The 19,108-nt window shown below is 68.3% G+C and carries 18 protein-coding genes; 12 read left to right on the top strand and 6 right to left on the bottom strand.

Annotation, left to right across the window (positions count from 1 at the left end):
- The first annotated feature begins 68 nt into the window (after positions 1-68).
- Positions 69-935, top strand: a complete 867-nt coding sequence (gene rpoH, locus QLQ86_RS02090) for an RNA polymerase sigma factor RpoH (RefSeq protein ID WP_282734138.1) — start codon at positions 69-71, stop codon at positions 933-935.
- Between the two features lie 77 nt (positions 936-1,012).
- Here rpoH and slmA read toward each other — a convergent pair whose 3' ends face one another.
- Genes slmA through coaBC form a run of 5 tightly spaced genes read right to left on the bottom strand, consistent with a single transcriptional unit; the run spans position 1,013 to position 5,871 of the window.
- Entirely contained in the window at positions 1,013-1,624 is a 612-nt protein-coding gene (gene slmA, locus QLQ86_RS02085; RefSeq protein WP_282734139.1) for a nucleoid occlusion factor SlmA, read from the bottom strand.
- 42 nt (positions 1,625-1,666) lie between these two features.
- On the bottom strand, positions 1,667-2,584 hold the full coding sequence (gene argB, locus QLQ86_RS02080) for an acetylglutamate kinase (protein WP_282734140.1): 918 nt from the start codon (positions 2,582-2,584) through the stop codon (positions 1,667-1,669).
- Positions 2,585-2,624: 40 nt separating this feature from the next.
- On the bottom strand, positions 2,625-4,022 hold the full coding sequence (locus tag QLQ86_RS02075; protein ID WP_282734141.1) for a phosphomannomutase/phosphoglucomutase: 1,398 nt from the start codon (positions 4,020-4,022) through the stop codon (positions 2,625-2,627).
- 50 nt (positions 4,023-4,072) lie between these two features.
- Positions 4,073-4,540, bottom strand: coding sequence for a dUTP diphosphatase (gene dut, locus QLQ86_RS02070; protein WP_282815768.1), 468 nt, complete (start codon positions 4,538-4,540; stop codon positions 4,073-4,075).
- A 23-nt stretch (positions 4,541-4,563) separates the two neighbouring features.
- Positions 4,564-5,871, bottom strand: a complete 1,308-nt coding sequence (coaBC, locus tag QLQ86_RS02065) for a bifunctional phosphopantothenoylcysteine decarboxylase/phosphopantothenate--cysteine ligase CoaBC (protein WP_282815767.1) — start codon at positions 5,869-5,871, stop codon at positions 4,564-4,566.
- 111 nt (positions 5,872-5,982) lie between these two features.
- Here coaBC and radC point away from each other — a divergent pair, with 111 nt between their 5' ends.
- From radC to QLQ86_RS02010, 11 genes are all read left to right on the top strand, one after another.
- Entirely contained in the window at positions 5,983-6,657 is a 675-nt protein-coding gene (radC, locus tag QLQ86_RS02060; protein ID WP_282734144.1) for a RadC family protein, read from the top strand.
- Between the two features lie 301 nt (positions 6,658-6,958).
- Positions 6,959-7,195: a 50S ribosomal protein L28 gene (rpmB, locus tag QLQ86_RS02055; RefSeq protein ID WP_040184989.1), complete on the top strand. Its 237-nt coding sequence runs from the start codon at positions 6,959-6,961 to the stop codon at positions 7,193-7,195.
- Positions 7,196-7,221: 26 nt separating this feature from the next.
- Positions 7,222-7,377: a 50S ribosomal protein L33 gene (rpmG, locus tag QLQ86_RS02050; protein WP_089712818.1), complete on the top strand. Its 156-nt coding sequence runs from the start codon at positions 7,222-7,224 to the stop codon at positions 7,375-7,377.
- Between the two features lie 94 nt (positions 7,378-7,471).
- Positions 7,472-8,296: a bifunctional DNA-formamidopyrimidine glycosylase/DNA-(apurinic or apyrimidinic site) lyase gene (gene mutM / locus QLQ86_RS02045; RefSeq protein ID WP_282815766.1), complete on the top strand. Its 825-nt coding sequence runs from the start codon at positions 7,472-7,474 to the stop codon at positions 8,294-8,296.
- A gap of 50 nt (positions 8,297-8,346) precedes the next feature.
- Positions 8,347-9,543 carry a class I SAM-dependent rRNA methyltransferase gene (locus QLQ86_RS02040; protein ID WP_282734146.1) on the top strand — a complete coding sequence of 399 codons (1,197 nt, stop codon included), beginning with the start codon at positions 8,347-8,349 and terminating at the stop codon, positions 9,541-9,543.
- Between the two features lie 6 nt (positions 9,544-9,549).
- Entirely contained in the window at positions 9,550-9,870 is a 321-nt protein-coding gene (locus tag QLQ86_RS02035; RefSeq protein WP_282815765.1) for a putative signal transducing protein, read from the top strand.
- A gap of 229 nt (positions 9,871-10,099) precedes the next feature.
- Positions 10,100-11,215 carry an alanine dehydrogenase gene (gene ald / locus QLQ86_RS02030; protein ID WP_282815764.1) on the top strand — a complete coding sequence of 372 codons (1,116 nt, stop codon included), beginning with the start codon at positions 10,100-10,102 and terminating at the stop codon, positions 11,213-11,215.
- A gap of 234 nt (positions 11,216-11,449) precedes the next feature.
- A complete protein-coding gene (gene trpS / locus QLQ86_RS02025) occupies positions 11,450-12,475 on the top strand; it encodes a tryptophan--tRNA ligase (RefSeq protein WP_282734149.1) in 1,026 nt (341 codons plus the stop codon).
- Positions 12,476-12,641: 166 nt separating this feature from the next.
- Positions 12,642-13,850 carry a YeeE/YedE family protein gene (locus QLQ86_RS02020; protein ID WP_282815763.1) on the top strand — a complete coding sequence of 403 codons (1,209 nt, stop codon included), beginning with the start codon at positions 12,642-12,644 and terminating at the stop codon, positions 13,848-13,850.
- Positions 13,851-13,983: 133 nt separating this feature from the next.
- Positions 13,984-15,663 (top strand): NAD-dependent malic enzyme, encoded by a 1,680-nt coding sequence (locus tag QLQ86_RS02015; RefSeq protein WP_282734151.1) that lies wholly within the window; start codon positions 13,984-13,986, stop codon positions 15,661-15,663.
- Positions 15,664-15,815: 152 nt separating this feature from the next.
- Positions 15,816-16,208 carry a cupin domain-containing protein gene (locus QLQ86_RS02010; RefSeq protein ID WP_282734152.1) on the top strand — a complete coding sequence of 131 codons (393 nt, stop codon included), beginning with the start codon at positions 15,816-15,818 and terminating at the stop codon, positions 16,206-16,208.
- A gap of 154 nt (positions 16,209-16,362) precedes the next feature.
- Here QLQ86_RS02010 and acnA read toward each other — a convergent pair whose 3' ends face one another.
- Positions 16,363-19,107: an aconitate hydratase AcnA gene (gene acnA, locus QLQ86_RS02005; protein ID WP_282815762.1), complete on the bottom strand. Its 2,745-nt coding sequence runs from the start codon at positions 19,105-19,107 to the stop codon at positions 16,363-16,365.
- Between the last annotated feature and the right edge of the window lies 1 nt (position 19,108).

The raw sequence follows: 19,108 nt of genomic DNA, 5'->3' as shown, positions 1-19,108 counted from the left end.
GTCGGTCTTCACCGTCATATGCGGCAACCATGCACAGCCTTATGGGTTTCGAAGGAGACAACCTGCACATGAGCACCAGTCTTCTGCCGGTGGGTCAACTCTCCCCGGGTCATGACCTGAACGGTTACATCCAGGCGGTCAACGGCATCCCCATGCTGACCGTCGACGAAGAGCGCGAACTGGCCTTCCGCCTGCACGACGAGGGCGACCTCGAGGCGGCGCGGCGCCTGGTGCTCTCGCATCTGCGCTTCGTCGTTTATATCGCGCGCAGCTATTCTGGCTACGGCCTGCCCCAGGCCGACCTCATCCAGGAAGGCAATGTCGGCCTGATGAAGGCCGTCAAGCGCTTCGACCCCAACCAGGGCGTGCGGCTGGTCTCCTTCGCCGTGCACTGGATCAAGGCCGAAATCCACGAGTTCGTGCTGCGCAACTGGCGCATCGTCAAGATCGCCACCACCAAGGCCCAGCGCAAGCTGTTCTTCAACCTGCGGGGCGCCAAGAAACGCCTGGCCTGGCTGAACAGCGACGAGGTCGAGGCCATCGCCAAGGACCTCGACGTCAAGCCCGAGGTGGTGCGCGAGATGGAAGGGCGACTGTCGGCCCACGACGCGGGCTTCGATGCCGCGCCAGGGGAAGACGACGAGTCCGCCTACCAGGCGCCGGTGCACTTCCTCGATGATGCCAGCGCCGACCCGGCCACCCAGCTCGAGGACAGCGACTGGGAGCAGGATGCCACGCACCGTCTGCAGCAGGCCCTGGAGGCCCTCGACGAGCGCTCCCGGGACATCCTGCAGCGTCGCTGGCTGGGGGATGACAAGGCCACCCTGCACGAGCTGGCCGACGTCTACGGCGTCTCCGCCGAGCGTATCCGCCAGCTCGAGAAGAACGCCATGAAGAAGATCCGCCTGCAGATTGGTGACGCCCTGGCGGCATGACCTCCGCGGTGCCCGCATCCGCATGACGACGCCCCGACCAACGGTCGGGGCGTCGTGCGTTATGCCGCACGTTGCCGTCAGGCCGTCTGAGGGGTGTCGCGCAGCAGCTGGGCCGAGAGGAGCGCCCACTGGTCGTCCCAGTGCTCGGTAGGACGGTGGCGAAAGTCACTGCGCACGTAGCGCGAGATCTGCCCCTCGAGCTGGGCCAGCAGCAGGTTGGCGGCCGCCGAGACCGGCAGCGAGGGGCGCCGCCCCTCGCGCAGCTCTGCCTCGCGCAGCACCTGCTTGAGCTGGGTCTCGAGGCGCTCGAAGAGCTGGTGGATGCGAAGGCGCAATCGTGCCGTCTCCCCGGTCAGGGCGTCGCCGCCCAGCAGGCGGGAGAGGCCCGGGTTCTTCTCGGCGAAGGCCAGCACCAGGGTGAGGATCTGGCCGCAGCGTGGCACCGCCTCCGGCACCTCCTCGAGGATGCGGCCGATGCGCTCGAAGAGGGACTCCTCGATGAACGCGATCAGCCCCTCGAACATGCGCGCCTTGCTGGGGAAGTGGCGATAGAGTGCGGCCTCCGAGACGCCGACCTGGCGGGCCAGGGCGGCCACGGTGATGCGCTTGCCGCTGTCCTCCTCCAGCATCAGCGCCAGGCCCTGCAGTATCTGCTCACGGCGACTGGGGGTTCGTGTTTCCTGCGTCATGTCGTTATGTTCTTGTCGGTCGGGTGAATCGGGCCGGAGGGCTCAGCCGGCGTTCGGGTCCTGGGGGATGTCGGTGATCAGGGTGCCCACCCCGGCGTTGGTGAAGATCTCCAGCAGGGTGGCATGGGGCACCCTGCCGTCGATGATATGGGCGCTCCTCACGCCGCCCTTCACGGCGTCCAGGGCGCAGCGGATCTTCGGCAGCATGCCACCATGGATGGTGCCGTCGGCAATCAGGGCATCCACCTGGCCGGTGGTCAGCCCGGTGAGCACCTCGCCCTCGGCGTTCATCAGGCCGGCCACGTTGGTCAGCAGCATCAGCTTCTCGGCATCCAGGGCCTCGGCCACCTTGCCGGCCACCAGGTCGGCATTGATGTTGTAGCTGCGGCCCTTCGCATCCACGCCGATGGGGGCAATCACCGGGATGAAGTCGCGGGCGGCGAGCATCTCGATGAGGTCGGTGGAGATGTGCTCCACCTCGCCCACGTGGCCGATATCGATGATTTCCGGCGCGGTCATCTCCGGGCTCTGGTGCTCCACCTTGAGCTGGCGCGCGCGGATCTGCGCGCCGTCCTTGCCGGTCAGGCCGATGGCCTTGCCGCCGCACTGGTTGATCAGGTTGACGATGCCCTTGTTGACCAGCCCGCCCAGCACCATCTCCACCACGTCCATGGTCTCGGCATCGGTCACCCGCATGCCGTTGACGAACCGTGACTCGATACTGAGCTTCTCCAGCAGCTCGCCGATCTGCGGTCCCCCGCCATGCACCACCACCGGATTGATGCCGACCTCCTTCATTAGCACCATGTCGCGGGCGAAGGAGTCGATCAGGGTGTCCTCGGTCATGGCGTTGCCGCCGTACTTCACCACCACGGTCTTGCCGGAGAAGCGCTGGATGTAGGGCAGTGCCTCGGAGAGCACCTCCACCACCAGGCGCGGGTCGCGGGTCTGTTCGGTCATCGGTCGGGTTACCTCTCCTGTCTATGCGGCGAACCGCCCCTCAGAGGGGCAGCTCGAGCTCGGGTGACACCTGGGCGAGGGCGTCGGCGAAGCGGCCGCGGATGCGTGCCAGGGCGGCGTCGTCCTTGCCCTCGAAGCGCAGCACCAGCACCGGCGTGGTGTTGGAGGCGCGGCACAGGCCCCAGCCGTCCGGGTAGTCGACGCGGATGCCGTCCAGGGTCGTCTTGATGCCCTCCTCGCCGAAGTCGCCTTCACGAGCCAGACGGTCCACCAGGGCGAACTTGGTCTCGTCGGTGACCGTGATGTTGATCTCCGGAGTGCCGACGTCCTGGGGGTAGCGGGAAAAGAAGGTATCGGCATCATCGCCCTGCTTCGACAGGATCTCCAGCAGGCGGGCGGCGGCGTAGAGCCCGTCGTCGAAGCCGTACCAGCGCTCCTGGAAGAAGATGTGGCCGCTCATCTCGCCGGCCAGCAGGGCGCCGGTCTCCTTCATGCGTGCCTTGATCAGCGAGTGACCGGTGCGCCACATCTCCGGTGTGCCACCGGCTTCCTCGATCACCCGGGTCAGGTTGCCGGTGCACTTGACGTCGAAGATCACGCGGGCGTCGCGATTGCGCGACAGCATGTCCTCGGCGAAGGCCATCAGCAGGTGGTCGGGGTAGATCAGCTTGCCGCTCGGCGTGATCACGCCGAGGCGGTCGCCGTCGCCGTCGAAGGCCAGGCCGATGTCCGCGCCGGTCTCCTGCACGGTGCGAATCAGGTCCTGGAGGTTCTCGGGCTTTCCGGGGTCCGGGTGGTGGTTGGGGAAGGTGCCGTCGATCTCGGCGAACAGCGGTATGGTCTCGGCGCCAAGGCGCTCCACCAGCGCCGGGCCGAGTTCGCCGGCCACGCCGTTGCCGCAGTCGACCACCGCCTTGATCGGGCGGGCGAGGGTGACGTCGCCGAGGATGCGCGTGAGGTAGGCGTCGCGCACATCCTCCTGGCGCGCGCTGCCCCGGCCTTCGCTGAGCTCGCCGCTCGCCAGGCGGGTGTGCAGTGCGGTGATGGCATCGCCGGAGAGCGTCTCGCCGCCCAGCACGATCTTGAAGCCGTTGTAGTCCGGCGGGTTATGGCTGCCGGTGACCATCACGCCCGAGGCCGTGCCGTCGAGCACGTGGGTGGCGAAGTAGAGCACCGGGGTGGGGACCATGCCGATGTCGACGACGTCGCAACCCGAGGACAGCAGGCCGCGGGTCAGGGCCGCCAGCAGGCGGGGGCCGGAGAGGCGGCCGTCACGGGCCACCACCACGGTGGACTCGCCGCGGGACCGGGCCTCGCTGCCGATGGCGCGACCGATCTGCTCGACACCGGCCTCGGTCAGGGTGTCGTCGACGATGCCGCGGATGTCGTAGGCGCGGAAGATGGAGGCGGGGACTGCCTGGCTCGCTGCTTGGGTCATGGGGTCCGTCCTTTATGGCGTATCGAGTGGTGTGCTGCCGTCCCTGGGCGTCAGTGACGACCGGAGCTGCCGAAGCCGCCGGTGCCCCGGCGGCTGGTATCGAAGGCCTCGACGACCTGCAGGTCGGCATGCACCACGGGAACAAGCACATACTGTGCCAGCCTCTCGAAGGGTTCGATGGTGAAGGGCGCGTCGCCACGGTTCCATGTGGAGATCATCAGCTCGCCCTGGTAGTCGGAATCGATCAGCCCCACCAGGTTGCCAAGCACGATGCCATGCTTGTGGCCCAGCCCCGAGCGGGGCAGGATCATCCCGGCGAGGGCCGGGTCGGCGATGTGGATGGCAAGCCCCGTGCGCACCAGCTCGCACTGACCGGGCGCCAGGGTCAGGGGGGCGTCGAGCAGGGCGCGCAGGTCCATGCCGGCGGCGCCTTGGGTGGCGTAGTGAGGCAGATAATCACGCACGCGCTCGTCGAGCAGCTTGACGGCGAGGCGCGGGCGGTCGGGGAAGGAGGGCATCGAGGATCCTCGGGTGTTCGGTGTCAGGAGGCGTGGCGGGGCGGCAGGCAGGCCAGGGCGCGGCGCACCACCGCCAGGGCGAGCAGCGCCTTGGGCTGGGGGGCGAGGCTCTCGCTGCCTTCACTGTCGCCTTCCCGCCACAGCAGCAGGGCGGCGTTGTCGTCGCTGCCGAAGCCGAGCCCGGCCCGGGAGACGTCGTTGGCGACGATCATGTCGAGCCCCTTGCGGGTCAGCTTGTCACGGGCGTAGGCCTCCAGGTCGCGGGTCTCGGCGGCGAATCCCACCACCAGAGGGCGCTGCGCCTGGGGCAGGGCGGCCACGGAGGCGATGATGTCGGGGTTCTTCACCAGGCGCAGGGTGAGGCCCTCCTCGCCCTCGACCTTCTTGATCTTGTGCTCGGCGGCCGCCTCGGCCCGGTAGTCGGCCACGGCGGCGCAGCCGATGAAGATATCACTGTCGGCGGCCAGCCGCTGGGCGGCCTCGTGCATCTCCCGGGCCGTTTCCACGTCGGTGCGTTCGACGCCGTCCGGTGTCGGCAGGACGACCGGGCCACTGATCAGCCGCACCCGGGCGCCCAGCGAGGCGGCGGCGGCGGCCAGGGCGAAGCCCATCTTGCCGGAGCTGTGGTTGGAGAGGTAGCGCACCGGATCGAGCGGTTCCCGGGTCGGGCCGGCGGTGATGGTGACGGTCAGGCCGTCGGCCTCCCGTGGCGCCTTCGGCTCGGCCGACGTATCGTGCGATGCCCCGGGGGGCGCGGCATCGGGCGCCATAGAGAGCGCGGCATCGGGCGCCATGGAGAGCAGCGCCGCCAGGATCGCCTCGGGCTCCAGCATGCGCCCCGGTCCCACGTCGCCGCAGGCCTGGTCGCCGCTGTCCGGCCCCAGCAGTTGCCAGCCGTCCTCGGCCAGCTGGCGCGCGTTGCGCTGGGTGGCCGGGTGGCGCCACATGGCCTGGTTCATGGCCGGGGCCATCACCGTCTCGGCCTCGCTCGCCAGGCACAGGGTGGTGAGCAGGTCGTCCGCCAGGCCCTGGGCGAGGCGCGCCATCAGGTCGGCGGTGGCCGGGGCGATCAGGATGGTGTCGGCCCAGCGGGCGAGCTCGATATGCCCCATGCCGGCCTCGGCGTCGGGGTCGAGCAGCGAGGTGCGGACGGCTTCTCCCGTCAGGGCTTGCAGCGTCAACGGGGTGATGAAGGCCTGGGCGCCCTCGGTCATCACCACCCGCACTTCGCAGCCGGCCTGGGTGAGCAGGCGGGCGAGCTGGGCACTCTTGTAGGCGGCGATGCCGGCGCTGATGCCGAGCAGCACGCGTCGGTGGGGGAGTGTCGACATGGCGGTATCCGAGCGTGAATCCGGTCGCCTACCTTACCACCGGTGCCCGACCTTGCGTAGCCGCCGCGCCGTCTACACTGACAGTCACGGGCGTCAGGCAGGGAGGCAGGGATGTCGATTCGGGACTGGCCGGAGGGGGAGCGCCCCCGGGAGAAGCTGCTGGCGCTGGGGGTGGAGGCGCTTTCCGATGCCGAACTGCTGGCGATCTTCCTGCGCGTCGGCGTGGAGGGACGCTCGGCGGTGGACCTGGCCAGAGACCTGCTGTCCGCCTTCGGCGGGCTTCGCCAGCTGTTGGAGGCCGACCAGGCACGCTTCTGCGCCGAGCGCGGCATGGGCATGGCCAAGTACGTCCAGCTCCAGGCCACCCTGGAGCTGTCGCGGCGGCATCTCGCCAGCCAGCTCGACCGGGGCGATGCGCTCACCTCGCCGTCGCTGGTGCGTGCCTACCTCGCTGCCCAGCTGCGCCATCTCGGCCACGAGGAGTTTGCCGCGCTCTTCCTCGACAGCCAGCATCGCGTGATCCGCTACGAGTCGCTGTTCCGCGGCACCCTGGACAGCGCTTCGGTCTACCCTCGGGAGGTGGCCCGCCGCGCCCTGGAACTGGGGGCCGGCGCCATCATCTTCGCTCATAACCACCCCTCCGGCGTGGCCGAACCCTCCGATGCCGACCGGCGCATCACCGAGCGCCTGCGTGAGGCGCTGGGGCTCTTCGAGGTCCGCGTGCTGGACCACTTCGTGGTGGGCGACGGGGAGGTGGTCTCCTTCGCGGAGCGGGGATGGTTGTGAGGGCCGGGATGGATAGGAAAATCGCGCGCGGCTGGCTATAATGCCGCACCGGCTGCGCTGGGCCCCTTGGTACGGGCCACCCGCCTGTCATCGTCGCCTGCCGCGCCATCGAAGCGTGTCGCGAGGCCATGTCACGCCCCCGTCGGATCATCGTCGCGTCGCTTGCCGAATGCGGCGGTCTCTGGTATAAAGTGCAGCCTTTGAATTCCCTTGGGTCAAATGACAACGGGGTCGTCCCGGTTTGCCCGACAGGTTTTGAACACTCAGGTCTAAACACCTGGCCAAGCGGTTGGAGGCTCTCATGTCCAAAGTATGTCAGGTTACCGGCAAGCGCCCGGTGACTGGTAACAACGTTTCACACTCCCAGCGCAAGACGCGCCGTCGTTTCGTGCCGAATCTGCATTCCCACCGGTTCTGGGTGGAGTCCGAGAAGCGCTTCGTCAAGCTGCGCGTCTCCTCCAAGGGCATGCGCATCATCGACAAGAAGGGCATCGAGGCGGTGCTCGGCGACATCCGCAAGCGCGGCGAAGCCGTCTAAGCGATCCATCAGGGGAGAGAATTGTCATGCGTGACAAGATCAGAATGATATCCAGTGCCGGCACCGGCCACTTCTACACCACCGATAAGAACAAGCGGAACACCCCGGACAAGCTCGAGATGAAGAAGTTCGACCCGGTGGTCCGCAAGCACGTGATGTACAAGGAAGGCAAGATCAAGTAAGCCTTGGTCGCTTCCGCCGCAGGCAGGAGCCTGTCAGCCTGAACCCGGCCCCATGGTCGGGTTCTTGCGTATCACTGCCCCTCCGGACGAGACCATGCCCGAGCTGCCCGAAGTCGAGACCACCCGACGTGGCATCGCCCCCCATGTGGAAGGCCGTGAGATCACTGAGGTGATCGTGCGCCAGGCACGCCTGCGCGTGCCTGTGCCGACGGACCTCATCGAGCGGCTGGTCGGGGCGCGCATCGGCGTGCTTGCCCGGCGTGCCAAGTACCTGCTGGTGCCGCTCGAGGGCGAGGCGTCGGGGACCCTGCTCTGGCACCTGGGCATGTCCGGCAGCCTGCGCATGGCCCGCCTGGGCGAGCTGCCGAAGAAGCACGACCATCTCGACCTGGTGCTCGACGACGGCGCCATCCTGCGCTACCACGATCCGCGCCGCTTCGGCTTCGTCGACTGGCTGGCCGGCAGCGCGGCGCAGGATTCGCGCCTGGCCCGGCTGGGGCCGGAGCCGCTCTCCGAGGCCTTCGACGGCGAACGCCTCTTCACGCGCTCCCGCGGCCGCCGCCTGGCCGTGAAGCCCTTCCTCATGGACAACGCCGTGGTGGTGGGGGTGGGGAACATCTATGCCGCCGAGGCCCTGTTCCTGGCCGGCATCGACCCGCGGCGCGCCGCCGGGCGCATCTCCCGGGAGCGCTATGAGCGGCTCGCGGCGGCGGTGCGCGAGGTGCTGGCCGCCGCCATCACCCAGGGCGGCACCACCCTGCGCGACTTCGTCGGCGGCACCGGTGAGCCGGGCTACTTCAAGCAGCGCCTCAATGTCTACGGGCGCGACGGCCAGCCCTGCCGGCGCTGCGGCGCCGAGCTGCGCCTGGTGACCCTGGGCCAGCGGGCCAGCGTGTTCTGCGGCCACTGCCAGACCTGACGGCGGCGCGGCCCCGCCGACGCCCCTCCACCCTTTCACGAGACAGTTCCATGAACGCACTTCGCTCACTGCGCCTGAAGAAGAACGCCGACCGCCGGCTCAAGGCCGGCCACCTGTGGCTCTACTCCAACGAGATCGACATCCAGGCCACGCCGCTCAAGGAGATCGAGGCCGGGGCGCAGGTAGTGGTCGAGGCCGCCAACGGCAAGGCCATGGGCGTGGCCTACGTCAACCCGCACTCGCTGATCTGCGCGCGCATGGTCTCCCGCGACCCGGCCCAGGGGCTCGACCGCTCGCTGCTGGTCCACCGGCTCAACCAGGCACTGGCGCTGCGCCAGCGCCTCTACGACAAGCCCTTCTATCGCCTGGTGCACGGCGAGGGCGACCTGCTGCCGGGGCTGGTGATCGACCGCTTCGGTGACGTGCTGGTCGTGCAGCTCAACACCGCCGGCATGCAGGCGGTGCTGCCCGAGCTCCTGGACGCCCTGGACAAGGTGCTGTCGCCCTCGTCGGTGGTGCTGCGCAACGACACCAGCGGTCGCCGCCAGGAGGGCCTCGAGGCCGGCGTCGAGGTCGTCAAGGGCGAGTTGCCCGACCAGGTGCTGCTGGAGGAGAACGGCGTGCAGTTCGTTGCCCCGGTGCTCGACGGGCAGAAGACCGGCTGGTTCTTCGATCACCGGGTCAATCGGGCCTGGCTCAATGGCCTGGTGGCCGGCAAGCGGGTGCTGGACCTGTTCAGCTACGTGGGGGGGTGGGGCGTGCAGGCCGCGGCCAATGGCGCCCGCGAGGTGCTCTGCGTGGATGCCTCCGGTCCGGCACTGGAGCGGGTCGCCGAGAACGCCGCCCTGAACGGGCTGCACGAGCAGGTGGCCGTGGGCGAGGGCGACGCCTTCGAGGTCCTGGCGGCCCTCAAGGCCGAGGGCGAGGAGTTCGACGTGGTGATCCTCGACCCGCCCGCCTTCATCCGCAAGCGCAAGGACATCCCCAACGGCGAGCGCGCCTACGGCAAGCTCAACCGTGAGGCGATGCGCCTGCTGGGGCGCGACGGCCTGCTGCTCTCGGCCTCCTGTTCCATGCACCTGGCCCCGGAGCGCCTGGTGGACGTGGTGCGCGGGGCGGTGCGTCACCAGGACCGCCAGGGCCAGATCCTCTTCCAGGGCCACCAGGGGCCGGATCACCCGGTCCATCCGGCGATTCCCGAGACATCCTACCTCAAGGCCCTGGGCGTGCGCGTCTTCCGGGACTAGCGCGCGGTGCTCCCCGACTACGTTCGCGCCTTCGCCCACTCCAATGCGCTGCTGGTCAGCCACGTGCACAACGTGCTGACCGCGGCCGGGATTCCCGCGGAGCTGCGCAACCTGACCCTGGGCGGTGGCGCCGGTGAGCTGCCGCTGGGGGAGTGTGAGCCGGAGGTGTGGGTGGCGCCCCACAACCTCGCGCGGGCCGAGGCCCTGATCCGCCAGACCCTGGAAGGCTCGAGTGATCGCCCGGCATGGAGCTGCCCGGGGTGTGGAGAGCGCCTCGAGGGCGCCTTCGATACCTGCTGGAACTGTGGCACCCGCCGAGAGCCCTGAGACGGCCCGGGCCCCGACTGACCCTGCCATGATCGACGTCGTCCGGATCGCCACCTCGGGGTGGGGTGGCAGGGTTTCCTGCAGGGGTGCTGGCCAGAAGAAGAATTTCTGGACAGAAAGCCCTTTGGTATCGATATTTCTTGTTCTTCTGCGTGGACTCTTCGTGTATGGACTGCCTGTGCTGTAATGGGGAGGAAAGCCACCCAACAACAGCGTGCAGGAGAACGTCATGCAGATCGCCGTGCCCAAGGAAATCAAGAACCACGAGTACCGCGTTGCCCTGACCCCCACCGGGGCCCGGGAACTGGTCGGTCGCGGCCACACGGTCACGGTGCAGGCCGGCGCCGGCGAGGGTGCCGGCTTCGCGGACGCCGCCTATGAGGCCGCCGGGGCGCGCCTCGAGGCCGACGTGGCCAGGGTCTGGGAGGGCGCCGAGCTGATCCTCAAGGTCAAGGAGCCGCAGGCCGAGGAGGTCGCGCGCCTCAAGGCCGGCCAGACCCTCTTCACCTATCTCCACCTGGCCGCCGAGGAGACGCTGACCCGAGGCCTGATGGAGAGCGGCGCCACCTGCATCGCCTACGAGACCATTACCGACCGCCAGGGCGGCCTGCCGCTGCTCGCGCCGATGAGCACCGTGGCAGGGCGCATGGCCATCCAGGCCGGCGCCCACAGCCTGGAGAAGGCCCAGGGCGGTGCCGGCGTGCTGTTGCCCGGGGTGCCCGGGGTGGCGCCGGCCAAGGTGGCCGTGATCGGCGGCGGCGTGGTGGGCGAGAATGCCGCCCGCATGGCGCTGGGCCTCGGCGCCGATGTCACGGTGCTCGACAAGTCGATCCCGCGCCTCGAGACCCTGGACGACCGCTACCAGGGCCGCATGAAGACGGTCTTCTCCACCGCCGATGCCATCGACGAGGCGGTGCGCGAGTGCGACCTGATCGTGGGTGCCGTGCTGATCCCGGGAGCCGCCGCCCCCAAGCTGATCACCCGCGAGATGCTCGCCGAGATGAAGCCCGGCAGCGTGCTGGTGGACGTGGCCATCGACCAGGGCGGCTGCTTCGAGACCAGCCGGGCCACCACCCATACCGACCCGACCTACATCGTCGACGGGATCGTGCACTACTGCGTGGCCAACATGCCGGGCGCCGTGGCGCGCACCTCCACCCAGGCGCTGACCAATGCCACCCTGCCGTTCGTGATCGCCCTGGCCGACAAGGGCTGGCAGCAGGCCCTGGCCGATGACCCGCATTTCCTGCCGGGGCTCAATGTCCATGACGGCCGGGTGACCTACCAGGCGGTGGCGGATGCCTTCGGCCTGGAGAGTGTCGATCCCGCCAGCTTGGTGAAATAAGGCAGCCTCGTTGGCTGGAGGCCAAGAGCCAGAGCGGCGCCGGCGGCAGGGCGAAGCGGAGGTCCTTTTCCAAGGATGGACATGGGAACGCCCAGGGAAGGGGGGCACAGCGCCTCCGCCCAGCGCTGTCGCCAGTAAGCCGCGCTTAGGGGAGCCTTGCTCGCCCCGGTCGCCTTGACCGGGGCCTCGCGTTACCATAGCGGCCATTTCCGAACAGCAGAGTCCGCTATCCCCATGAGTGCAGCTTCCGAGAAGACCCGGGTTCTCACCGGCATCACCACCACCGGCACCCCTCATCTGGGCAACTACGTGGGGGCGATCAAGCCCGCCATCGCCGCGAGCCAGGACCCGAGCGTCCAGTCCTACTACTTCCTCGCCGACCTGCACGCGCTCATCAAGTGCCAGGATCCGCGCCGGGTGCAGGAGTCGCGCCTGGAGATCGCCGCCACCTGGCTGGCGCTGGGCCTGGATACCGACAACGCCATCTTCTATCGCCAGTCGGACGTGCCCGAGATCACCGAGCTCACCTGGATGCTCTCCTGCGTCTGCGCCAAGGGGCTGATGAACCGCGCCCATGCCTACAAGGCGGCGGTAGCCGAGAATGAGGCCGCCGGCAACCAGGACCCGGACAAGGGCATCACCATGGGGCTGTTCGGCTACCCGGTGCTGATGGCCGCCGACATCCTGATGTTCAATGCCAACAAGGTGCCGGTGGGCCGCGACCAGATACAGCACATCGAGATGGCCCGCGATATCGCCGGACGCTTCAACCACCTCTACAAGGGGCAGTACTTCACCCTGCCCGATGCCGTGGTGGACGAGCGGGTGGAGGTCCTGGGCGGCCTGGATGGCCGCAAGATGTCCAAGAGCTACAACAACACCATCCCGCTGTTCGTCTCCGAGAAGAAGCTGCAGAAGCTGGTGCGCAAGATCAAGACCAACTCCCTGGAGCCCGGCGAGCCCAAGGATCCCTCGAGCTGTACCCTGTTCCAGATCTACTCGGCCTTCGCCACGGTCGGCCAGACCGAGGCCATGCGCACCGAGTACGCCAATGGCATCGGCTGGGGCGAGGCCAAGAACCGCGTGTTCGAGTTGCTCAACGAACAGCTGCGCGAGCCTCGCGAGCGCTACCAGGCGCTGATGGAGGACCCCGGCCATATCGAGCAGGTGCTGATCAAGGGGGCCGAGAGGGCCCGTGCCGAGGCGGCGCCCCTCATGGATCGCCTGCGCCAGGCGGCGGGGCTGGGGCGCTTCGTCTGAGTCGCGGCCGCAGCATGCCGATAGCGCCTGTGGTCGTTGAGGGATGACTCTTATTCTTTAAAGCTATTGATCATTTCTTTTAAATGCTTTTACGTGCTTTTTGAGAGTGGCTATCATGCCCGGTCTACCGGGCGTCATGCCCCTGATGACTTCGAGAGAGCACGCCATGAGTGAACTCGCCCTGACCCAGCGCTCCCGCCTACCCGTCTCCGCCGTGGCGGCCGGTGCCTTGCTGCTGGGCGCCCTGGCCGTGGGCGCCGCCTTCGGCGCACGCCTCGGTGCCCTGATGGTGGTGGGGGGCCTGCTGGGCATGGTGCTCTACCATGCCGCCTTCGGCTTCACTGCCGCCTGGCGCGTCTTCATCACCGAGCGGCGTGGCCGCGGCCTGCGTGCCCAGATGGTGATGCTGACCCTCGCCGTGTTGCTGTTCTTCCCGGCGCTGGGTGCGGGCAGTCTCTTCGGCCAGTCGGTGAACGGCTTCGTGGCCCCCATCGGTATCTCGGTGGTGGTCGGCGCCTTCCTGTTCGGCGTGGGCATGCAACTCGGCGGCGGGTGCGCCTCGGGGACCCTGTTCACCGCCGGCGGTGGCAATGCCCGCATGTTGATCACCCTGCTGTTCTTCATCGTCGGCTCGCTGATCGGCACCGCCCACTTCACCTGGTGGCAGGGCCTGCCTGCCTTCCAGCCGGTGTCACTGGTCAAGACCGCCGGCGCCGGGGGCGGGATCGCCATCAGCCTGGCGCTGTTCGCCGCTATCGCCGCCTTCACCGTGGTGATGGAGAGGCGCCGCCACGGCGAACTGGAGCGGACCCCGACGATCGATGCCGGCAGCAGCCGCTGGCTCACCGGTCCCTGGCCGCTGCTGGCCGGGGCCGTGGCCCTGGCCCTGCTCAACTTCGCCACCCTGGCACTGGCCGGTCGCCCCTGGGGGATCACCTCTGCCTTCGCGCTGTGGGGGGCCAAGGGCTTCGAGGCCCTCGGTGGCGACGTCAGCCAGTGGGGCTACTGGCAGTCATCGTGGAATGCGGCCGCCCTGGAGGCCACGCTCTGGCGCGACATCACCAGCGTGATGAACATCGGCATCCTGCTCGGGGCGCTGGTGGCAGCGTCGCTGGCCGGCAAGTTCGCGCCCAACTTCCGTATCCCGGCGAAGTCGGTGCTGGCGGCGGTGATCGGCGGCCTGATGCTTGGCTACGGGGCCCGCCTGGCCTTCGGCTGCAACATCGGCGCCTACTTCAGCGGCATCGCCTCGGGCAGCCTGCATGGCTGGGTGTGGCTGGTGGCCGCCTTCGCCGGCAACATGCTCGGAGTGAGGCTGCGTCCCTTCTTCTTCCAGGGCGAGGCAGGCCGGTTGCCCGCGGCGAAGGGTTGCTGAGCCGCATGGCAGACCGCGAGACAGGCGCCCCGGCCCCAGGCCGGGGCGCCGTCGTTTGCGGCGTGCTAGAGTTGGCGGCAAGGTGCCGACAGAGCGCCAACGGCCCGTTCCAGTCACCGTATCGAGGCGAGAGATGACCATCGACCAAAAGCGTCCCCTCTATATTCCCTATGCCGGCCCGCCGCTGCTCGAGATGCCGCTGCTCAACAAGGGCAGTGCCTTCACCCGCGAGGAGCGCCTGGAGTTCAACCTGATCGGCCTGCTGCCGCAGAATGTGGAGACCATCGAGGAGCAGGCGGAACGGGCCTATCGCCAGTACAGGCAGTGCCGAAACGACCTGGACAAGCACGTCTACCTGCGCGCCATCCAGGACGACAACGAGACCCTCTACTACCGGCTGGTCGCGGAGCACCTCGAGGAGATGCTGCCGATCATCTATACCCCTACGGTGGGCAAGGCGTGCGAGGAGTTCTCCAACATCTACCGCAACCACCGGGGGCTGTTCATCGCCTACCCGGACCGCGACCGCATGGATGACATCCTGCGCAGCTCCACCAAGGACAAGGTCAAGGTGATCGTGGTCACCGACGGTGAACGCATCCTGGGGCTCGGTGACCAGGGCATCGGCGGCATGGGCATTCCCATCGGCAAGCTGGCGCTCTATACCGCCTGCGGCGGCATCAGCCCGGCCTACACCCAGCCGATCATGCTCGACGTGGGGACCAACAACCAGGCGCTGCTCGACGATCCCATGTACATGGGCTGGCGCCACCCGCGGGTCTCCCAGGAGGAGTACGATGCCTTCATGGCGGAGTTCATCGCCGCGGTGAAGCGGCGCTGGCCGGGGGTGCTGCTGCAGTTCGAGGACTTCGCCCAGGCCAATGCCCTGCCGCTGCTCGACCGCTATCGCGACGAGCTCTGCTGCTTCAACGACGACGTCCAGGGGACCGCCTCGGTGGTGGTGGGTACCCTGATGGCCGCCTGCCAGGCCCGCGACGAGGGTATCGGCCAGCAGAAGGTGGTCTTCGTGGGGGCCGGGTCGGCCGGCTGTGGCATCGCCGAGCAGGTGGTGGTGACCATGCAGGCCGAGGGTCTGACCGAGCGGGAGGCGCGCTCGCGCATCTACATGGTCGACCGCGAGGGGCTGGTTACCTCCGAACAGACCTGGCTTCGCGACTTCCAGGGCCGCCTGGCCCACGACCCCGAGATGGTGGCCGACTGGGGCGGCCAGTCGCTGCTCGAGGTGGTGCGATGGATCGAGCCCACGGTACTGATCGGGGTCTGCGGCATGCCGGGCATCTTCACCGAGGAGGTGGTGCGTGCCATGCACGCGGGCTGCGAGATGCCGCTGATCATGCCGCTCTCCAATCCCACCTCCCGAGCCGAGGCCGTGCCGGAGGACGTGATCCGCTGGACCGATGGCCAGGCCCTGGTGGCCACCGGCAGCCCCTTCCCGCCGGTGGAGTACGGCGGCCGCCGCATCCCCATCGCCCAGTGCAACAACGCCTACATCTTTCCGGGGATCGGCCTGGGCGTGGTGGCCGCCGGGGCTAGGCGTGTCACCGATGCCATGCTGATGGCCTCGTCCCGGGCGCTGGCGCGCGAGGCGCCGCTGGTCAAGCAAGGGGTGGGGGCCCTGCTGCCGCCGCTCTCCAAGATCCGCGAGCTCTCCAAGGCGATCGCCTTCGACGTGGCCGCCCAGGCCCAGGGCGAGGGCGTGGCGCTGAAGACCAACGGCATCAAGCTGCGGGAGGCCATCGAGCGCAGCAGCTGGACGCCGGAGTACCGGCGCTACCGTCGCCGCTCCTTCTGAGCTTGCCACAACCACAACAGGGCCCGGGCGGTTTGCCCCGCCCGGGCCCTGTTCGTGACACACGTCAAGAGCACACGGGGGCGGCAGGGACCGTCATTGCGCGCCTATACTCCGCGCAGATGGGTTATCAACGCGGCGCAGGGAGGTCGGCAATGACAGCATCGACGGTCAAGGGGATTCGTCCGGAACACGAGGTGATGACCCGGCAGCGTCTGCCCTACTTCGTCGGCATCTCGGGGCAGACCGTGGGTGCCACGGGGCTGTCCATGCACCTGGTGGTCATTCCGCCGGGTGGACGTGCCGATCCTCATCTCCATGTCGGCTATGAAACCGGCATCTATGTGCTGGAGGGCCGGGTGTGCACGCGCTGGGGCGCGTCGCTCGAGCGAGAGACGATCAGCGAGGCCGGGGATTTCCTGTTCATCCCTCCGGGTGTGCCCCACGAGGCCATCAACCTCAGCGATACGGTGCCGGCCCGCGCCGTCGTCGCCCGTAACGATCCGGCGGAACAGGACAGGGTCGAGCCTTATGCCCCCGGGCGCTAGTGCCACCCGAGTGACATGAGGGGCGGTGGGGTTCGCTAGCCCTGCAGCGAGAGGAAGGTCACAGAGGCGAAGGCCCCACCGGGAAACCGGTGGGGCCTTTCAGTCAGTGGCTGATGATCGGGCCGCTTGTGTCGTCCTGATCAGGGTGCCCCTGTCATGCCGACCCGATCATCTTGCGCAGCACGTAGTGGAGGATGCCGCCGTGGCGGTAGTACTCCAGCTCGTTGGCGGTATCGATGCGGCACAGCGCCTCGAGCGTCTTCTCGCCCTTGTCGGAGGCGATGGTCACCTTGACCTTGCCGCCCGGGGTGAGCTCACCGAGCCCCTCGATGGAGACCGTCTCGTCGCCGGTCAGGCACAGCGTCTTGCGGCTCTCGCCTTCCGGGAACTGCAGCGGGACCACGCCCATGCCGATCAGGTTGGAGCGGTGGATGCGCTCATAGGACTCGGCCAGTACCGCTCGCACGCCGAGCAGGCGGGTGCCCTTGGCGGCCCAGTCGCGGGAGGAGCCCGTGCCGTACTCCTTGCCGGCGATCACCACCAGCGGCGTCCCCTCCTGCTGGTACGTCATGGCGGCGTCGTAGATCGCCATCTGCTCACCGGAGGGCACATGGCGGGTCTCGCCGCCGACCACGCCATCGAGCATCTCGTTCCTGATGCGCACGTTGGCGAAGGTGCCGCGCATCATCACCTCGTGGTTGCCGCGACGCGACCCGTAGGAGTTGAAGTCCACCGGCTTCACGCCCCGCTCCTGAAGGTAGCGCCCGGCGGGGCTGTCGGGCTTGATGGCGCCGGCCGGCGAGATATGGTCGGTGGTCACGGAATCGCCCAGCATGGCGAGTACCCGGGCGTCCTTGACGTCCTCGATGGCGGGAGGCGTGCGTCCCATGCCCTCGAAGAAGGGGGGATGCTGGATGTAGGTGGAGTCCTTTGACCACTGGTAGACCTTGCTCTGCGGCACCTCGATGGCCTGCCAGACCTCGTCGCCGTCGAACACCTCGGCATACTGCTTGCGGAACATGGCGGTGTTGACCTGCTCCACGGCCTCGGCGATCTCCGCCTGGCTGGGCCAGAGGTCCCTGAGATAAACCGGCTTGCCGTGATGGTCGATGCCCAGGGGATCACGGGTCAGGTCGAGCTGGACGTTGCCGGCCAGGGCATAGGCCACCACCAGCGGCGGCGAGGCCAGCCAGTTGGTCTTGACCAGCGGGTGCACCCGGCCCTCGAAGTTGCGGTTGCCGGAGAGCACCGAGGCCACGGTCAGGTCGCCCTCCTCGATGGCCTCCTCGATGGGGCCCGCCAGGGGGCCGGAGTTGCCGATGCAGGTGGTGCAGCCATAGCCCACCAGGTTGAAGCCCAGGGCATTCAGGTCATCCTGCACACCGCCGGCGACCAGGTAGTCGGTGACCACCTTGGACCCCGGTGCCAGGGAGGTCTTCACCCAGGGCTTGGTGTGCAGGCCCTTCTCGCGGGCCTTCCGGGCCAGCAGGCCGGCGGCCATCATCACGCTGGGGTTGGAGGTGTTGGTGCAGGAGGTGATGGCGGCGATCACCACGGCCCCCGGATTCAGCCGGAAGGCCTCGCCGTCGAGGTCCACGTCCTTGCTGTCATGGTGTTCGTAGCTCTCCTCGACGCCCACGGCAGTCTGGCCGCCCTCGGACATCAGCTTGCCCTTCTCGGTGGTGGAGAGCGGCTTGCCGTCGTCCTCCATGACCTTGGCGAAGACCGACTTCATGTCCTTGAGCGCCACCCGGTCCTGGGGCCGCTTGGGGCCCGCCAGGCTGGCCTCGACCTCGGTCATGTCCAGCGCCAGGGTGTCGCTGAAGACCGGCTCGTCGCCGGGCTCGCGCCACAGCCCCTGGGCCTTGCTGTAGGCCTCCACCAGTGCCAGCTGGGCGTCCTCGCGGCCGGTGAGGCGCATGTAGGTCAGCGTCTCGTCGTCCACCGGGAAGAAGCCGCAGGTGGCGCCGTACTCCGGGGCCATGTTGGCGATGGTGGCGCGGTCGGCCAGCGGCAGGTCCTTGAGGCCATCGCCATAGAACTCGACGAACTTGCCCACCACGCCGTGATTGCGCAGCATCTGGGTCACCGTCAGCACCAGGTCGGTGGCGGTGATGCCCTCGCGCAGCTTGCCGGTGAGCTTGAAGCCCACTACCTCGGGAATCAGCATGGAGACCGGCTGGCCCAGCATGGCGGCTTCGGCCTCGATGCCGCCCACGCCCCAGCCGAGCACGCCCAGGCCGTTGATCATGGTGGTGTGGGAGTCGGTGCCCACCAGGGTATCCGGGTAGGCCAGCGTCCTGCCGTCCTGCTCTTTCGTCCAGACGGTCCTGCCCAGGTACTCGAGGTTGACCTGGTGGCAGATGCCGGTGCCGGGCGGCACCACGCGGAAGTTGTCGAAGGCCTGCTGGCCCCAGCGCAGGAACTCGTAGCGCTCGTGGTTGCGTTCCATCTCGATGGCCACGTTGTCCTTGAACGCCGTGGGGTTGCCGAACTTGTCGACCATCACCGAGTGGTCGATGACCAGGTCCACCGGCGACAGCGGGTTGATGCGGGCCGGATCCTCGCCGAGGGATTCCACCGCGGCGCGCATGGAGGCCAGGTCGACGACCCCGGGCACGCCGGTGAAGTCCTGCATCAGCACCCGCGCCGGGCGATAGCCGATCTCGCGGTCGGAGTGTCCCTGTTGCTGCCAGTCGACCAGCGCCTGCATGTCCTCGCGGGAGACGCTCTCGTCATCGGCGAAGCGCAGCTGGTTCTCCAGCAGGATCTTCAGGGTCTTGGGCAGGCGGTCGATGTTGCCCAGTGCGTCGGCGGCCTTCGCCAGGCTGTGGTAGTGGTAGGTCGTGCCGCCGGCGTCCAGCGTCTGCAGGGTATCCGGTGTGGACTCGTTGCTCATG

Source organism: Halomonas rhizosphaerae (genome assembly GCF_030012485.1).
Taxonomy (GTDB): Bacteria; Pseudomonadota; Gammaproteobacteria; order Pseudomonadales; family Halomonadaceae; genus Halomonas; species Halomonas rhizosphaerae.
The sequence above is the reverse complement of the archived record's forward strand: the minus strand, read 5'-3'. Positions and strand labels throughout refer to the sequence as shown.

Bases quoted from the DNA above. Each gene is read 5' to 3' on its own strand.
- rpoH (WP_282734138.1), top strand. From the start codon at position 69: ATGAGCACCAGTCTTCTGCCGGTGGGTCAACTCTCCCCGGGTCATGAC.
- slmA (WP_282734139.1), bottom strand. From the start codon at position 1,624: ATGACGCAGGAAACACGAACCCCCAGTCGCCGTGAGCAGATACTGCAG.
- argB (WP_282734140.1), bottom strand. From the start codon at position 2,584: ATGACCGAACAGACCCGCGACCCGCGCCTGGTGGTGGAGGTGCTCTCC.
- QLQ86_RS02075 (WP_282734141.1), bottom strand. From the start codon at position 4,022: ATGACCCAAGCAGCGAGCCAGGCAGTCCCCGCCTCCATCTTCCGCGCC.
- dut (WP_282815768.1), bottom strand. From the start codon at position 4,540: ATGCCCTCCTTCCCCGACCGCCCGCGCCTCGCCGTCAAGCTGCTCGAC.
- coaBC (WP_282815767.1), bottom strand. From the start codon at position 5,871: ATGTCGACACTCCCCCACCGACGCGTGCTGCTCGGCATCAGCGCCGGC.
- radC (WP_282734144.1), top strand. From the start codon at position 5,983: ATGTCGATTCGGGACTGGCCGGAGGGGGAGCGCCCCCGGGAGAAGCTG.
- rpmB (WP_040184989.1), top strand. From the start codon at position 6,959: ATGTCCAAAGTATGTCAGGTTACCGGCAAGCGCCCGGTGACTGGTAAC.
- rpmG (WP_089712818.1), top strand. From the start codon at position 7,222: ATGCGTGACAAGATCAGAATGATATCCAGTGCCGGCACCGGCCACTTC.
- mutM (WP_282815766.1), top strand. From the start codon at position 7,472: ATGCCCGAGCTGCCCGAAGTCGAGACCACCCGACGTGGCATCGCCCCC.
- QLQ86_RS02040 (WP_282734146.1), top strand. From the start codon at position 8,347: ATGAACGCACTTCGCTCACTGCGCCTGAAGAAGAACGCCGACCGCCGG.
- ald (WP_282815764.1), top strand. From the start codon at position 10,100: ATGCAGATCGCCGTGCCCAAGGAAATCAAGAACCACGAGTACCGCGTT.
- trpS (WP_282734149.1), top strand. From the start codon at position 11,450: ATGAGTGCAGCTTCCGAGAAGACCCGGGTTCTCACCGGCATCACCACC.
- QLQ86_RS02020 (WP_282815763.1), top strand. From the start codon at position 12,642: ATGAGTGAACTCGCCCTGACCCAGCGCTCCCGCCTACCCGTCTCCGCC.
- QLQ86_RS02015 (WP_282734151.1), top strand. From the start codon at position 13,984: ATGACCATCGACCAAAAGCGTCCCCTCTATATTCCCTATGCCGGCCCG.
- QLQ86_RS02010 (WP_282734152.1), top strand. From the start codon at position 15,816: ATGACAGCATCGACGGTCAAGGGGATTCGTCCGGAACACGAGGTGATG.
- acnA (WP_282815762.1), bottom strand. From the start codon at position 19,107: ATGAGCAACGAGTCCACACCGGATACCCTGCAGACGCTGGACGCCGGC.